The organism is Bordetella genomosp. 4, assembly GCF_002261185.1.
In the GTDB taxonomy this organism is placed as follows: Bacteria; Pseudomonadota; Gammaproteobacteria; order Burkholderiales; family Burkholderiaceae_B; genus Bordetella_A.
In genome coordinates this window covers 428,749-443,965 of the sequence record NZ_NEVQ01000022.1, presented here as the reverse complement: position 1 = coordinate 443,965, position 15,217 = coordinate 428,749, and the positions used below count along the sequence as shown (strand labels likewise).

Sequence of the window (15,217 nt, the reverse complement as noted above, 5' to 3'; positions counted from 1 at the left end):
AGAAAATCTGCGCCTCAAGCATCCGTTGCCGAGCGCTTGAGGCGCCTGCTGATCAAGCTGTCTCATCTCGGCGTGACAACGATAGCCATCTACCCCTTCGCCACCTCGACCATAAGATCACCAACCGAGCGTGCAACCACATATCGGGCAGGGTTCTCACCAACTGCCAGCGCCTTGAAATGCGCCTTGCCGCATTCGATCTTGGCGCTCTCCTTGTCGCGCAGGTCGTCGGTGAACAGGCTGCTTTTGGTTTCCACCACAAAGTACAGGTGCTGGCTGCCGTCCTCTTCCACCAGCACGGCCCAGTCGGGGTTGTAGGTGCCCAGCGGGGTGGGCACTTTGAACCAGCCTGGCAGCTTGGCGTAGAGCTTGATGGCGTTGTTCTTCTCCAGCCCATCGGCGAAATCCCGCTCAGTGGTCGAGTCGTACACCACGTGCTCGTAGATCGACTTCTGGGTATCCAGCAGCATGTTCTTGAGATAGCCGGTGAGCTCTTCCTTCTCGAACAGCTCCTGCGCATAGACATGCTGGTCGCCGAGCTTCTGGTACTTGATGCCATCGACCAAGGCCAAGCGCTTGCAACGGTTGATGGTTTCGGCGGTCAATTCGATGAACTGCTGCGGATTGCGCTTGAAGTCGTCCAGGCGGCCGCTTCCCGTCAGGATGCTGACGATGGTGCGTCGGGTGAGCTGGGTGCGGTCCTGCAGGTCGGTCAGCAAATCCGGCAGCTCGATATCCGCTTCGTCGAGCACCACAGTCGCCGCGCCCGCTTTCTCCGTCGCGGCGACACCCGCCTTGCCGATAGAGATGTCGGCCTTGCGCCATTGCAGCCGTGCCTTGGCAATCACCGGGGCCTTCTGCAACGCTGCGATGCAATCCGTCACCAGCTTGGCGTTGTCGAACTGCACGCGGTACGTTGTCTGGTGCTTGATACGATCCCACAGCGCCTTGAAATCGTCGCTCAGATAGACGGCCTTGCCATCCTTGCCCTTGCGCAGCGGCACTTGCCTGCGCTCATCGGCATTCTTGATATCCAGCCGGCCGGACACCTTGCGCAGGACTTCGGCAATCTGAGCCTTCTGCGCATCAAACTCGGCCGGGAGTTCCAAAGTGCCGTTCTTCAGCGCCGTTTTCAGTGAATCCTGCACCTTGCCTTTGGCATCAATATGGCCAGCAGCTTTCAAGTGCTCCCACAGAGCCTTCGATTGCTCCATGCCCAGCGGCGCGGCGTGCCCATCAGCGCCGGTCACGGCAATGGCGGCAAATTGGTGCTGCTCCACGATGCCAAAGCGGATGCCTGTGTCTTTCTCGATTTCCTTCTGCAGGTTCTCGGCAAATTGCTCGTAGTTCTCGGTCGCAATCACGGTGAGCGTATTGACGTCGAAGCCCCGCACCCGCTCGCCAGATTGATTAACGCACAGCCGCAGTCCGCGACCAATGGTCTGACGTCGCTCGCGCTCGGTCTGGATGTCGCGCAGGGTGCAGATCTGGAACACATTCGGGTTGTCCCAACCTTCTTTCAGGGCGGAGTGGGAGAAGATGAACTTCAGCGGCGTGTCGAAGGACAGCAGTTTTTCCTTCTCCTTCATGATCAGGTTGTAGGCACGCTCTGCATTCTCACGATTGCCCGCATTGTTCTCAGCGGTGTCGGTCCAGCCACCCTTCTTGTCGATGGAGAAATAGCCGTTGTGCACTTCCTCTGCGGCGGAGTCCAGGTCGATCTCGGCGAAGAGACTCTGGTAGGCCGGAAGCTTGGCAGCACGGCGATATTCCTCCTCGAATATCTGGGCATACACGCCCTTGACCGGCTGGCCATCCGCATCGTACTGGCGGTACCTGTCCACCGAATCGATAAAAAACAGAGACAGCACCTTGATACCCAACGGTCGCAGGCGCTTTTCCTTGTCCAGATGCTCGCGAATCGTGCGGCGGATCATCTCACGCTGTACGGCCAGCGCATCCACATCACCGTGGGCTTGACCCGGCTTCAGGAACACTTCGCCACCGGGGTAACGCAGCTCCATAAACTCGTCGCCCTTGGCCGTGTGAATTTCGCCCACCCGAAAATCAGCGTAAATCGCGCGGCCATCAGCACTCTGCTGAAGATCATCGCCATCGCTGACCGTCACTTCAACCCGCTGAACGCCGCTGGGCGTCTGCTTGTCCAACTCGACCTTGGCACTGATGCGGCCACGCTTATTTTCCACCTTAACCAGACGCACATACGGCTTGTTGTGCGCGTCCTCCACTGTCGCCGAGGCCACCTCGATCTGCTTGACCAGCTTGCGCTCATAGGCATCAACGGCATCGAGGCGATACACCATGTGGTGCTTGTCCACATGGGTGGCGGAATAGCGCAGCGTGCAGAGTGGATTCATCGCATCCAGAGCCTCTTTGCCTCGCCCCTCAAGGCCACCATCCACACTCTGGGGTTCGTCCACGATGACGATGGGCCGGGTAGACTTGATCAGATCGATGGGCTTTTCACCACCGGTCTTCTCGCTCTCTTTGTAGAGGTTGTTCACGTCCTTCTTGTTGATGGCGCCCACTGTCACCACCATGATCTGGATGTTCGAGCTGGTGGCAAAATTGCGTACCTGCCCGAGCTTACCGGAGTCGTACAGGAAGTAATCGAAGGGCACGCCCGCGTAGAGCCCCTTGAAGTGATCCTCGGTGATCTGCAGGGTCTTGTAGACCCCCTCTTTGATGGCTATCGAGGGCACCACAATGACGAACTTGCTGAAACCATAGCGCTTGTTCAGCTCAAAGATTGTGCGCAGGTAGACGTAGGTCTTGCCCGTCCCGGTTTCCATCTCCACGGTGAAGTCGCCGGAAGTCAGTGAACTGGAAGGCGGCAGGCCTCCGCGCAATTGCACGTCATTCAAATTCTTCAGCAGTTCATCGTCCAGCAACGTCAGGCGGTTACCGACACCCAGATCCGACTCGGCCATGCCCAGCGTCATTTGCTCAGGCTGGGTGCCGGGAAACAGGTCCGACCCCACCGGCACCGGCGCCTTCATCGTCACCGTGAACTCGGTGCGGCAGACCTCCTGGCCTCGGAACAGGTCGCACACGGCCTCAATGGCCTGCATCTGGTAGTCGAGGTTGGGCTCGAAGTGAAGTTTCATAGCGCACCTCCCCGTATGCCACCCTGCGGGCAGCCTGCGGCTGTGCAAAACGGCTGAGCTGCCGTTTTGTCTTGCACGCCAGTGGCGGCACTTGTGGAGTTGCCAAGCTCCCCTACTGCGCTAGCGGAGCGCAAAATTGAAAATAGACTCCACAAATGATTTTGTGGAGTCCTGACGCTACTCAAATAACTCATAGTACCTCCCGCCCCTCGGCCAGATTAATCAACCGAGGGAAACAAAGGGTCGCGGCGCGGCGGCCACTGCCCGCTTGCAACTCCCGCAAAATGCCGGCATCGCGTAATTGCCGTAACAGTGCCGGGGCGGTTTTTTCGTGAATGCCGTATTCGGCAACCAGCTTTTGTGCCAGATCTGAAGTACGGAAGATGGGCTTGCTGAAGATGGCGTCCAGCAAGTGCACGGAATATTGCGAACGCGTGGTTTCCTGAATAGCGATTTTCATCTCATCATAAAGCGACTTGATCGCCTCTACCCGTCCGATGTTCTGTCCGGCCTGCTCGATGGTGGCGCGTAAAAAGAAGGCAATCCAGCCATCCCAGTCCTGCTCGGCAGAGATTGCCTTGAGCCGCTGGTAATACTCTTCCCGGTGATTCTCGAGATACTCGGAGAGATAAAACATCGGCTGCGACAGTGCCCGCTTTTGGTACAGGAATAGCGGAATCAGGATGCGGCCAATGCGCCCATTACCGTCTTTGAATGGGTGCAGTAACTCAAACTGTGCATGGACAATGGCAGTCTGGATCAGAAAATCCACGTCATCATGGTCAAGATACTGCTCCCATGCCTGTAAATAATCCAAAAGCTGCAAGGGGTTAGGTGGGACAAAAGTCGCCTGCTCCAGGGTGCATCCTTGACGGCCAATCCAGTTCTGGTCACGCCGGAACTCGCCCGGGGTTTTATCCTGGCCGCGTACGCTGCTCATCAAGATACGGTGCAGCTCACAGACGAAACCCAATCGAATGGGGTAGTCGAGCAGGTATTCGCGGGCCCTGAACAAGGCCTGGCGGTAATTGGAGATTTCCTGAATATCCTGATACTTCTCACCCTCCTTGAGCAAGCCAGCTTCCTGTTCCAGTACCTCGTCCACGGTTGCCTGGGTGCCCTCAATTTTTGAAGACAACACGGCTTCTTGTGTAGTCAGTGGTGACAGCATCACCGCCGGGTTGGGAATGCCCTGTAACAAACCGTCATATCGGGCGAGCGCGGCGTTGGCCTGCCCAACCAGCGGCAACAACAGGCGGTAATCCAGATTATCCAGTGGCAAGCTATCGGGCACATAAGGCTGCATCATCTGGCCCCTCACAGACTACGCACGTTCTGGATGCCGTGCTGCTCCAGAATGGCGGCGAGGTTGGTCTTGGCGACATCGTTTTCAAAGGCGCTGTCGCGGAACACGCAGGTCGTGTCACCGGCGGGCGCCAGTTCCTCGTGCCAGTCGATAATGCCTTGGGCCAGCGGCTCCACCTGCTCGCGGGTAATCTGCTCGGCAAGACAGGTCATCAAGACGCCGCCACCCACGGAATGCACCTCACGGCCCGCGATGGTGCGCTGCTCGATGGGCACGCACAGGTCGAGGCCTAGCTTGAGCAGCAGTTCGTAAAGCACGTCCGCCTCGGAGCGACCTTCGAGCAAGTGATCCTGATGGTCGAACAACGAGGCTTCCAGATCCGCCGGGTTGGGGTTCCAGGCGCGGATATTGGAGTGGTCAAGCTTGAAGACGCGGAAGCCACAGTCACCGGCAAACACGGGGCTGTCTGCTTTGACTTTAGCCGCAGCGCGACGGAGGCGCTCCTTTGTTACATCAGCAATTGATTTATAACCCAGCTTTTCCAACGGCTCTGGTATTTGCACAAGAACATATCGCCGTCTCCCCATGTCTTGTGAGTTCTGCTTTAGAACCGCATGTGCAGTCGTTCCTGAACCCGCAAAAAAGTCCATAACAATGTCTTGATGGTGATCGCTTTCACACATTGTTATTAGGCGCTCTATCAACCTGACAGGCTTTGGAGTATCAAAAACACTTGCTTCATCGCCAAACATTTCACGAATGAGGCTTTTCCCTTCGATATTGTGTCCAGCATCTTCGTGAAGCCAGATTGTCGTAGGAACAATCCCTTGCTGAACTTCCGAAAGAAACGTCTTTAGGTATGGCCGTGACTTTCCATCTTTTCCAAAGGAGATTCTTCCATCTGCAAAGAGTTCCTCGTAGCGAGACTTGCTAACAACCCAAGCACGACTTGGGGGTGGCGAAAACTCAAGCCCCGCAGGAGATGTAATCACATAATCATTAGATGCAGAATATGTCTTCACAGAAAGGTTGGTAGGGTACCAAGGTCCTCTTGGATCATTGTCTGGATTAGTATATTTGGCATTCAGCTCTTCTGGTCGCGGAAATAAATTGGGTCTCCAATTTTCCTTATTTCGGCAGTACAGAAGAATATGATCATGCATGTCTGATAGGTACTTTGCATCATTGGCGGCACCGTACTTTTTCTGCCAAATAATATTGGCAACAAAATTCTCCTCGCCAAAAACTTCATCACACATCTTTCTAAGATTCGCAACTTCTCCATCATCAATCGTGGCAGCAAAAACGCCATCATCACGAAGGAAGTTCCTCGCCAGCTTCAATCTCGGAAACATCATATTCAGCCAGTCGGTATGGAACCGGCCACTGGCTTCGGTATTGCTGCTGATCTTCTGCCCGCCTTCGACCTGCCCGGTCAGCTCCAGATAGTTCTTGATGTTGTCCTGGAAGTTGTCCGGATACACAAAGTCCTTGCCGGTGTTGTACGGCGGGTCGATGTAGATCAGCTTGACCTTGCCGGCATAGCTCTTCTGCAGCAGCTTGAGCACTTCCAGGTTGTCACCTTCGATCATCAGGTTCTGGGTGGTGTCCCAATCCACGCTCTCCTCGGGGCAGGGGCGCAGGGTGCCGGTGCTCGGAGTCAGCGCCAGTTGCCGTGCGCGGCGCTTGCCGTGCCAGTTGAGGCCGTATTTTTCGTCGGCATCGGTGACGGTATGGTCACCCACCAACGCCTTGAGCACATCCACGTTTACCGCCGTTCCGTTCGGACCTTCAGTAATGAGTTCCGGAAACAGGGCCTTGAGCTGCTCTATATTGCCCGCCACCAGGTCGGCGGACTGGGCCTCGGGGCTGGCTGCCGTGATCTTTTCCATGATGCTCTCCGTCATTCTTCAATCTTCAAAGTTGTTGGCGCGCGGTGGCCAGCTCGGCCTGCACGCGCTTGAGCGTCAGGTTCAGTTCCACCTGACGCGCTATTTGTTTTTCTTTCGCTGCTTGCGCCCGCAGACGGCTGACTTCAGCCTCCAGCCGCTCACAATCAGCCAAGGCTTGCCGACGCGCCGCAGCCTGCTCCGGGGTTGCCGGGGTTTGGTAGCTTCCCGTCAACCGGGCGGCGAGCAAGGCCTGCATGCAATCCACCCAGCCTTGATAGAGGGCGTGCAGCGTGGCCTGGGGTTGACATGCAATTGACAGGGACTGCACAAAGGCACTCTCGATTTCGGGTGCGATTGCGTCTTCCTCCCCGGTGACATCCTCAGTTACGCGGGACAACGCTAGCAACACTGCATCGCTATCGAGCACGACCTTGCCTGCCTCGTTCTGCGCCCAGCGCTTGTGCGCCAGCGAGAGCGTCAATGCCTGTCCTTCCATCAGCAGCAAGACGGGATACGGCACTGCCCTATGCACCAATTCGGCAAGGCGAGCGAGCCTGGCAGGCTTGACGGTGCCACGCAGGGTCACGGCCAGTACGGCGATTTCCAGGTACTCACGCTGCGTATCCCGGTAGCTGGGTACGCCAATGGTGTTGGGCTTGAGTGCGGCAAGCCACTGGATTTCTTCAATGGCATCCGTGATCAGGCGTTTGTCGGATGCGGTGGAAGCAGCGTTCTCCAGCAACAGCTTCTTGGGAACCCGCTGATCTACCCGTGCGCTGTCGGGCAGTTGTAAAGCATCATAAAGCGCGCGCGATGTTGCCATTGTCATGCCGCTTCATGCTCGGGCAGCACGACGAGAAATGCCACCACCTCGAAGTCGTCACTGCCAGCGAACTCGCCTTTCATGGCGTGCGTGCCGCCAGGTGTGAAGAGGCTGGCAACGGCCCGTTCCTCATGCTTGCCGGCGACGGATGCCACGGCCGCCGCGAGCAGCTTCTGGGCGTGGCGCATGTCCTCACCGCTTTTTGTCGCCTTGTCGAAGCGCGCGCAGGCACTGTCATCCGGCCGTTCGCGCCCCAGTGCCAGGCGCTTGAGGCGATCCAGGATGCGCTTGGCCTGGGGGTAAGGCAGCAATACGGCGCCGTCATCACCGACATGAACGAGGTAATGCGGTGCCAAGGGGTAGTCAGACTCTTTGGCTTTGTCGGCCGCCGGACCACAGGCTTGCAGGCAAAAGATCACGCCCGGCGGAATATCGGCATCCAGGGAGGTCGTGACGGCATAGGCGCCGAGCGGCTGGGTATCAAGTTTGCCGGGGTGTGCCTTCAGGTACTGCGCCAGATCGATGCGGAAATCGGTCAGGGTCAGGTCGGTAATCGATACCCCGGTGGACAGATCCTCCATGTCGATGACCGTGTCCTGCAGCTTGAGCAATTGCTTGCGCCGGTACTCCAGATCGTTCATCGGGTTGCCGGATTGCTGCTCGATCAGGTTTTCCTCGCCGGTGGCGGAGATGTCGAGCAGCACCATACGGCCGCTGACCCGCTGCTCCAGATTGATGTACTCCTCCAGTTCCATGTTGGGCCAGAAGTTGACCAGCTGGATGCACTGGTTGGGTGAGCCAATACGGTCGATACGACCAAAGCGCTGGATGATGCGCACCGGGTTCCAGTGGATGTCGTAGTTGATCAGCCAGTCGCAGTCTTGCAGGTTCTGGCCTTCGGAAATGCAGTCGGTGGCAATGAGCAAATCGATCTCGCCTTCCGCAGCGAGCTCTTCGGGGCGTTCCTTGGCACGCGGGGCGAACGCCGACAACACGCCGCTCATGCTCTTGCGCAAGCCGGGCACGGTGGTCTGAATGCCGGCGCTGCCGGTCACCAGCGCGGCGTCAATGCCCAGCGTGCTTTTGACCCAGGGGGCGAGCTGCTCGTAGAGGTAGTGCGCGGTGTCCGAGAAGGCGGTGAAGACGATGATTTTCTGGTTGCTCCTTCCATCCAGTGTGTTGATGGGGTGGCGGCACTTGTCTTCGATCATCTGGCGCAGCGCGGCCAGTTTTGCGTCACGCGCGGCATCGACTTGTTTGGCTGCCGCCAGCAGTGTGGCCAGCCGGTTGCGGTCCTCGATCAAATCCTGTTTCCAGCGAATCAGGTCAACGTCACCGAGCAACACCTTGACCTTGCGCCCGACGAACAGCGCCTCGAAAGCCGGATCGTCTATGTCGACATCGGCGATGTCGATTTCTTCGAGCTCGTCTGTGTGCGATTCAATATGGGCCAGCGTGGCTTCCACATCCCTGAGCTGCCTTTGGACCGTCAGCGCGAAGGACGACACCGCGCTTTCCATGCGTTTGAGCACATTGACGCGAAGCAGGTGAATCAGGCTCTCTTCACGGTCCACCTGGCGGAAGAAGCCCTCGCCACCGCGAACCTGGGTGCTGTACTTGGCGTCATAAGCCGCCTGCTTGTGTGGCAGGACATAGCGCAGCGGCGCATAACTGGCCAGAGTGAGGCGGCGGATTTCCAGATTGATGTCGCGGATGGCGCGGAACTCGCCGGCGAGGTCAACATCCGCCTTGATGTTGATTGGCGGAAGGCGATTTGGGAAACGGCCAGTCTCACTGGTGCCGTAGTATTTCTCGATGTGCCGCCGCGAGCGGGCGATGGTGAGGTGATCCAGCAGCGTGAAATAGTCGAACCCCAACATTTCAACCAGCTTCGACGGCGTTTTTTCGGACTCGTCCATCGCCAACCAGCGGTTGAACTGGGCCTGGGCTTTGCGGGTGGTCGCCTCGATACTGGCGATGCCGTGTTCCAGCAGGGCGGTGTCATCACCTTCGGTGACAAAGGCGATCTGGTTGCGCAAGTCTGCAAGCCGGTTGTTGACCGGCGTGGCCGACAGCATGAGGACGCGGGTCTTGACCCCTTCCCTGATGATCCGACGCATCAGGCGGTCGTAGCGTGACTCCTTGCCCTTGTGTGTCGCCTTGTTGCGGAAGTTGTGCGACTCGTCGATCACCACCAGGTCGTAGTTGCCCCAGTTCACGTGCGACAGATCGATGTCGCCGGAGGTGCCGCCGTCCCGTGACAGATCGGTGTGGTTCAGGACGTCGTAGTTGAAGCGGTCCGCCGCGAGAATGTTGCGCTTGTCGTTGGCTTTGTAGAGTGTCCAGTTGTCGCGCAGACGCTTCGGCGCCAGCACCAGAACACGGTCGTTGCGCAGCTCGTGGTACTTGATGATCGCCAGAGCTTCGAAGGTTTTACCGAGGCCGACGCTGTCCGCGATGATGCAACCACCAAAGCGGTTCAGCTTGTCAATGGCGCCAACTACGCCATCACGCTGGAACTTGAACAGCTTCTTCCACACCACCGTATTGCGGATACCGGTAGCGGACTTGACGATTCGGTCCTCGTCCATTTCGTCACCGCTATCACCAAACAGGTGATGCAATATCAGCGTGTAGACGGTGTATGGATCGCGGTGCTCGCCAAGGGCTCGCAACGCCTCAAGAACGGATTCGCGCTCTTCTCCCTGACCCTCGGAGTCGGTTGAAGCAGCAGTTCGCAAGGCTGCCCACTGGTGCTCGAACCATTGGGCGAGCTGCGCGGCTTCCTCGGCCGTTTCTGACGCCTGAATCAGGTTCAATGGATTGCCTGGCGTCAGGCCAAGGCCAGATGTGTTGAAGGCAAAGGAGCCCAGAACCACTTGTGCAGGCGCCCCGTCCGGGCCGCGCATGACAGCAGCCCCCTGTGGCACCGACCTCGGTGCCCGCCGGAGCGCTACTTTTTCACTGATCCATTTCGCGCACTGATTGGCCAGCCAACGTGCCTGCAGACGATTGCGCGCTGCACGGTCGCCCTCCGTTCCCAAGAGTTCAAGAGCCTCGTTATCTGGAGGCACGATCAATTGGACTCGATCCAGAGCGGACAACGCCTCCCGGATTTCCGCGAAGGCGTAAAGAGAGAGCGAAGGGGTTACACAGTCGAGTTGGCTGCCGTGCTTGAGGTGGGGCTTCATCAAATCGATGACGCGCTGTGTGCCGGTGTTTTGGATTAGCTTCATAGGCTCCCGATCACTTCTGGCTATTCTTTTCACGGGGCTTTATGACCCCTACGTACTTATAGAGTGTGGTACGAGAGATTCCGTACCGACGCGCCACTTCCGAAACCTGAATGTCAGGGTCGCGCAAAAGTGCTTTGATCTCTCTCACCCGCTGTTCATCCAGCTTCGGCTTGCGGCCACCGGCGCGGCCACGGGCACGCGCTGCGGCCAGCCCAGCCTGCGTCCGTTCTCGGATCAAACCGCGCTCAAATTCGGCCAGCGCTGCGAACACATGAAAAATAAGCTTGCCCGCCGCGCTGCCGGTTTCGATTTTTTCTGTCAGGCTTTCGAAGCCAATGCCTCGCTGCTCAAGATCGGTCACGATCTGCACCAGGTCTGGCAGGCTGCGCCCGAGCCGATCCAGGCGCCACACCACCAGGGTGTCCCCTGCCCGTAGTGCCTTACGGCACTGTTCAAGTTCTGGTCGAGTCGTGTTCTTGCCGCTAGCCGCTTCTTCGTAGATCACACAGCATCCAGCCTGCTGGAGCGCGTCGCGCTGCAGGTCTAGGTGCTGATCGTCAGTCGATACGCGGGCGTATCCTATGCGTTGATTCATGGACGCATCCAGGACATTGAAAACTTGACGCCGATATTAACATTCATAGACGGCTTTCACGAACACAAAGCGCGCTACTTTGACTTGTCCAGCAAACCACCGTTTTATGAACAGAGACCCGGTCTTGATCTGGCATAAATGTCCGCTGCCTTTTCCCATAGTCACCGGTAGGCCTCCTCATCGCCGATCGGTTCGCGGTCGATCTTTTCCAGCAGCCAGGCCACGCCGGCAGCGGCCGCTTCGTCGTGATCGAGATAGCAGCCATCGAGCAGGCGATACATGCAGCCCTGCTTGGTCGTCACTTCCCACGCCTGGCCGTCATGTGTGCGGCACACGGCATAGGCAAAATAATCGCCCTTGGCGTCCATCTCATCATGTGCGGCTTGCAGCTCCGGCGGAAGCGGAGGCAGGGGAAAGTGCCTGTTTCTCATACCTTCGTACCCTCCCGGTCGGCAGCCACCATCGCGTCAGCCTCGGTTAACGCATCCTCGCGGAAAGCCCCCATGTGCACCGCCTCGGCCTGGCTGACCTCGGCCCATATCCGTTTGACCTGGGCCGGGCTGTAGCCGGCCAACTCGGCCGTCCTGGTGATGCTGTGACCGGATCGGCGCAAGGCGATGACCTGGGCGCGGCGCTTCGGATCGGCCCGCCGGCCCCGGTATTTGCCTGCATCCTTCGCCAGCTCGATACCCTGGCGCTGCCGCTCGCGGCGGTCCTCGTAGTCGTCGCGGGCCATCTGTAGGGCCAGCTTCAAAAGCATGTCCTGGACCGATTCCAGCACGATCTTAGCGACACCCTGGGCTTCGGCGGCCAGCTCCGACAGGTCTACAACGCCAGGGACGGCCAGGCGCGCGCCCTTGGCCCGGATCGCGGCAACCAGGCTTTCGGCCTTGGCAAGCGGCAAGCGGCTGATGCGGTCGATCTTCTCCGCAATGACCACCTCGCCGGGCTGTAGGTCCGCGACCATGCGCAGCAGCTCGGGCCGGTCGGGCCGTGCGCCGGATGCCTTCTCGCGGTAGACGCCGGCGACGTAGTAACCGGCCGCCCGCGCGCCCTCGATGATGCTTTCCTGGCGTTCCAGGTCCTGCGCGTCGGTGCTGACGCGCAAATATACGCGGGCGACCTTGAGGGCAGAGGCGTCGTCAAAGCTCGCTGCACGGGCCGGGGACTTGACGCGTGCACGCTCAAACAGCGCGTGTTCTTCATCGGTCAGACCGCCCGCCTCGCTTGCGATCCCGGCCAACATCGAACCGACGCGCCGGTCCTTCTTTGTGCTCATGTTGGCTCCTTTGGGTATAGGCTAACGCGCTCCATCGTAACCGACACGGCTCAATCTTGAAATTCCGATTTATATGCGCCTAGCGCAAAACCGCAACTCTAATGAGCTTCCACGACAAATTCAGCGTTGCCGTCTTTAGCGGCTAAATTTACTCATGAACTCAACGCCAAAATACGGAAGAACAATTTTCTCGCCCCCCACGCTGCCCACGTGGCGGGACGTATAAATTTAGGGACCTGCACCAACATAGAGAAGAGGGAACGATGACCAACGAGACCTTTGCGAGTGTGTGGGATGCCATCGAAGACGGCCCTGCCGAGGCTGAAAACATGAAACTGCGTTCGGCGCTGATGATGGCCCTGGAAAAACAAATCCACGATCATGGATGGACGCCGGCCGAAGCCGCGCGCCGTCTTGGCGTGACGGAATCTCACATGTTTGACCTGATGCGCGGGAAGATCGACGAACTCGGGATGGATACGCTTTTGAACATGGCCATCGCTGCGGGCCTGCACAATGACGATCCAACATGGGCGCAGTTCAAGGCTTTGTTGGTCGAACGGATTAATGCTGGCTTGGCGGGACAGGTGTCCTCCAAGAGCGTCAGCGAGATTCTTAATGATGAACTCGCCCAGCTCGTCGCCGACATCACCACGGACAACCTGCACCCTGAAATCGACACCGGCCCCGACCGCGGCCGTGAGCGGGATAGGCCGAAATAGCAAGGGCGGCAAACTGGCCGCCCTTCTTGTTCCTGGTCTGCATCAGCGATTTCACGTGCGCCGCCGGCCTTGAACAAAGCTGCCCTGCGTTGGAGCGGGGCTATTACTTTCTGCGATGATTGAAAGGCCAGCGGCTTTGCCTTTCCAGTTCTTTGCTGGTTTCGAACAGATTGCTGGCGACCCTCGGCGCTACCGCATCGCGGATGCGCTCCATCTTATCCGCGAGGGCAGTAGGCTGGGGGCCGAAACCAAGCGCCCAAATGAGGCGGCCGAGCAGATAGAGGCCCGGCACGAACACCAGGAACAGCACCTCCATGACAAGCAGGAAGTCCGAAAACGATTGAGGGGGGAAGAAGTCCATAAAGCCTTTATTGAAAACGAACGTGTTGGGCGGTCAGGACGTGCTGAATCTGTGCTCTGGCCTGGGAAAAGTCCCCGCGCGTCGCAAGGCCCGTTTCGGCCTGGTAGAACAGCACCATGAACAGGTTGGCCGTGGCCTCGGCCAGCGGCCCCAGCTCGCGCGCGGCGTCCTGGCCCAGCCAGCCGATAGCGTTCAATTCCGTCGCCGCGTGCTGAACCGCCTGGGAAAATTCGTTAGGATGTATAGTTGCCATTTTTCACCTCTCTCACAGGTGGTGAGTGGAAGTGTCGACCGGCGTTGCTGCGCCGGACGGCGCGCTTAGGTCGGCTGCGGTCGGTTCACAAACGCGGCCACCTCGTCATCTACCCCGGTCGCCGTGTTGTCGTTCGTGCCGGCCAGGTTGTTTCCGTCGAATGTCGGCGCTGCATCTTGGCGCGGACCAGCGCTTTCTTTGCTGCTGGCCGTCTTGATCGTCGCGGCGAGCTTGCCGCCGGTCGTCTCTGAAATCCGGTTCTTGGCCGCCTCAGCCATACTGCCGACCTTGGCCGACGCCATCGAGCCGATGCCTTTGGCGAGGTTGGCGACCGTATCGGCTGCGATCCGGCCGCCCTTGGCCGCCGTGGCCCCGATGCCGCCAGACGAACGACCACCGCCGGAGCCGCCGCCCGAGCTGCCGCCGCGTGAGCCGGTGCTGTTGTGGCCTGCGGCCGAGGCCAGCGGCGTTTCACCGCCACCAGAGCCGCCACCATCACCACCGGCGTCGCCGGCGCTGCTGGCATCGGCGCTATCACGGCCGCCGCCCATCAAGCTCGACAGAATGTCGGTTTCGGCAGAAACGTTATCGTTCGCTTTCGAGGCGGCCGCCATGAGCGCCTGCGCACCACCGGCGGCGGTCGCAGCCAGAGAGGCGCCACCGGTCATAGCAGCGCCGGCAGCAGCGCCCGCGAGGCTGGCGGCCGCCCCTGCGATGGCACCCGCGCTTACGGCCCCGCCACTCCCTGCAAAGCCGCCAGGTCCGCCGCCCGAGATGAGGCTAGCCATCATTGACGGAATGCGGTCCGAGAGTTTGTAGAACACGTAAGCCGCGACCAGCATCACAGCGAGTTCTGTCAGGCGAACATTTGCGGTAAGCCGGGCGACGTAGGTATTAACAAAGGCAGCGCCAATGCCAACGATCGCCGCCATGCCGAACAGCTTGGAGCCGACGCCGAGCACCTGGCGGTAGTAGCCAATGGCGATATCGGTAGTCCACCGGGCACCACCGAAGCCCAGGACGAACAGGCCGCCGTAGAGCAGAAACCAGGACTCCGCCAGGGCCACCACCATATTGATGCCGACGGCCGCGAAGATCAGCAGAATGATGATCGCTACAGCAAAGGCGACAATAGTTTCCGCAAGCCCCATATCAGCATTCATCACCTTCTTAAGCACATCGAATCCAACATCGACGATGCCGGACGGTGACAGCTCGCGGCCTAGGCCGGTTGCCTGGGCCGCCATGTCGCGCATGGATTCGATGATCGTGCCGGCGATGTTCATGCCGGTTACAGCGTTCGACAGCAGCCACCAGAAAAAACCGAGCGTGATGATGAAGCGCGCCAGCTCAGCGAAGAACTCGCCAATGTCGGCCTTGCGCATCACCATCATGCCGAACGTCCAGACCATGTTGATGACCGCGAGCAACCAGAACAGCGTCGTGGCAAAGCCGATGAGCTTGCCGGACATTGTTTCCGTTACGGTCTTTAGCTCCTTAACGATGCCATCCAGAATGTCGTAGTTGTCAACGGCGGCATGGCCATCGGCCGAGAACAGCGCCAGAAGTAACACCGCTCCCAGGACGGCCGGCCCTGGTTTAGTCAATAGTGTTTTCATAGG

At 58.9% G+C, this 15,217-nt stretch carries 12 protein-coding genes; 1 reads left to right on the top strand and 11 read right to left on the bottom strand.

What is annotated here, in order from left to right:
• Positions 1-89: 89 nt before the first annotated feature.
• From CAL20_RS23295 to CAL20_RS23260, 8 genes are all read right to left on the bottom strand, one after another.
• Positions 90-3,128 carry a type III restriction-modification system endonuclease gene (locus CAL20_RS23295; protein WP_094839157.1) on the bottom strand — a complete coding sequence of 1,013 codons (3,039 nt, stop codon included), beginning with the start codon at positions 3,126-3,128 and terminating at the stop codon, positions 90-92.
• A 190-nt stretch (positions 3,129-3,318) separates the two neighbouring features.
• Positions 3,319-4,437 carry a Fic family protein gene (locus tag CAL20_RS23290; RefSeq protein WP_218830730.1) on the bottom strand — a complete coding sequence of 373 codons (1,119 nt, stop codon included), beginning with the start codon at positions 4,435-4,437 and terminating at the stop codon, positions 3,319-3,321.
• Between the two features lie 8 nt (positions 4,438-4,445).
• Positions 4,446-6,326, bottom strand: coding sequence for a site-specific DNA-methyltransferase (locus tag CAL20_RS23285; RefSeq protein ID WP_094839156.1), 1,881 nt, complete (start codon positions 6,324-6,326; stop codon positions 4,446-4,448).
• Positions 6,327-6,351: 25 nt separating this feature from the next.
• The gene (locus CAL20_RS23280) at positions 6,352-7,155 is read right to left on the bottom strand and encodes a DUF4391 domain-containing protein (protein WP_094839155.1); all 804 of its coding nucleotides are present in this window, start codon (positions 7,153-7,155) and stop codon (positions 6,352-6,354) included.
• Positions 7,152-10,385 (bottom strand): helicase-related protein, encoded by a 3,234-nt coding sequence (locus CAL20_RS23275; protein WP_094839154.1) that lies wholly within the window; start codon positions 10,383-10,385, stop codon positions 7,152-7,154. The genes CAL20_RS23280 and CAL20_RS23275 overlap by 4 nt, the downstream gene beginning before the upstream one ends.
• Positions 10,386-10,395: 10 nt before the next feature.
• A complete protein-coding gene (locus tag CAL20_RS23270) occupies positions 10,396-10,980 on the bottom strand; it encodes a recombinase family protein (protein WP_094839153.1) in 585 nt (194 codons plus the stop codon).
• A 161-nt stretch (positions 10,981-11,141) separates the two neighbouring features.
• The gene (locus CAL20_RS23265) at positions 11,142-11,348 is read right to left on the bottom strand and encodes a hypothetical protein (RefSeq protein WP_094839152.1); all 207 of its coding nucleotides are present in this window, start codon (positions 11,346-11,348) and stop codon (positions 11,142-11,144) included.
• Between the two features lie 59 nt (positions 11,349-11,407).
• Positions 11,408-12,259, bottom strand: a complete 852-nt coding sequence (locus tag CAL20_RS23260; RefSeq protein WP_441299868.1) for a recombinase family protein — start codon at positions 12,257-12,259, stop codon at positions 11,408-11,410.
• Positions 12,260-12,522: 263 nt separating this feature from the next.
• On the opposite strand from CAL20_RS23260, the gene CAL20_RS25945 reads away from it, so the two are divergent.
• Positions 12,523-12,981 (top strand): XRE family transcriptional regulator, encoded by a 459-nt coding sequence (locus tag CAL20_RS25945; protein ID WP_094839151.1) that lies wholly within the window; start codon positions 12,523-12,525, stop codon positions 12,979-12,981.
• A 103-nt stretch (positions 12,982-13,084) separates the two neighbouring features.
• Here CAL20_RS25945 and CAL20_RS23250 read toward each other — a convergent pair whose 3' ends face one another.
• The 3 genes from CAL20_RS23250 to trbL form a co-directional block, all read right to left on the bottom strand.
• Positions 13,085-13,342 carry a hypothetical protein gene (locus CAL20_RS23250; RefSeq protein WP_094839150.1) on the bottom strand — a complete coding sequence of 86 codons (258 nt, stop codon included), beginning with the start codon at positions 13,340-13,342 and terminating at the stop codon, positions 13,085-13,087.
• Between the two features lie 7 nt (positions 13,343-13,349).
• Complete coding sequence (locus CAL20_RS23245; protein WP_094839149.1) at positions 13,350-13,595, bottom strand: type I toxin-antitoxin system ptaRNA1 family toxin; 246 nt, start codon at positions 13,593-13,595, stop codon at positions 13,350-13,352.
• A 65-nt stretch (positions 13,596-13,660) separates the two neighbouring features.
• On the bottom strand, positions 13,661-15,214 hold the full coding sequence (gene trbL / locus CAL20_RS23240; RefSeq protein WP_094839148.1) for a P-type conjugative transfer protein TrbL: 1,554 nt from the start codon (positions 15,212-15,214) through the stop codon (positions 13,661-13,663).
• Positions 15,215-15,217 lie beyond the last annotated feature (3 nt).

What these genes read in the sequence shown, in the direction of transcription:
- CAL20_RS23295 (WP_094839157.1), bottom strand. Translation starts at nt 3,128, where the DNA reads ATGAAACTTCACTTCGAGCCCAACCTCGACTACCAGATGCAGGCCATT.
- CAL20_RS23290 (WP_218830730.1), bottom strand. Translation starts at nt 4,437, where the DNA reads ATGATGCAGCCTTATGTGCCCGATAGCTTGCCACTGGATAATCTGGAT.
- CAL20_RS23285 (WP_094839156.1), bottom strand. Translation starts at nt 6,326, where the DNA reads ATGGAAAAGATCACGGCAGCCAGCCCCGAGGCCCAGTCCGCCGACCTG.
- CAL20_RS23280 (WP_094839155.1), bottom strand. Translation starts at nt 7,155, where the DNA reads ATGACAATGGCAACATCGCGCGCGCTTTATGATGCTTTACAACTGCCC.
- CAL20_RS23275 (WP_094839154.1), bottom strand. Translation starts at nt 10,385, where the DNA reads ATGAAGCTAATCCAAAACACCGGCACACAGCGCGTCATCGATTTGATG.
- CAL20_RS23270 (WP_094839153.1), bottom strand. Translation starts at nt 10,980, where the DNA reads ATGAATCAACGCATAGGATACGCCCGCGTATCGACTGACGATCAGCAC.
- CAL20_RS23265 (WP_094839152.1), bottom strand. Translation starts at nt 11,348, where the DNA reads ATGGACGCCAAGGGCGATTATTTTGCCTATGCCGTGTGCCGCACACAT.
- CAL20_RS23260 (WP_441299868.1), bottom strand. Translation starts at nt 12,259, where the DNA reads ATGAGCACAAAGAAGGACCGGCGCGTCGGTTCGATGTTGGCCGGGATC.
- CAL20_RS25945 (WP_094839151.1), top strand. Translation starts at nt 12,523, where the DNA reads ATGACCAACGAGACCTTTGCGAGTGTGTGGGATGCCATCGAAGACGGC.
- CAL20_RS23250 (WP_094839150.1), bottom strand. Translation starts at nt 13,342, where the DNA reads ATGGACTTCTTCCCCCCTCAATCGTTTTCGGACTTCCTGCTTGTCATG.
- CAL20_RS23245 (WP_094839149.1), bottom strand. Translation starts at nt 13,595, where the DNA reads ATGGCAACTATACATCCTAACGAATTTTCCCAGGCGGTTCAGCACGCG.
- trbL (WP_094839148.1), bottom strand. Translation starts at nt 15,214, where the DNA reads ATGAAAACACTATTGACTAAACCAGGGCCGGCCGTCCTGGGAGCGGTG.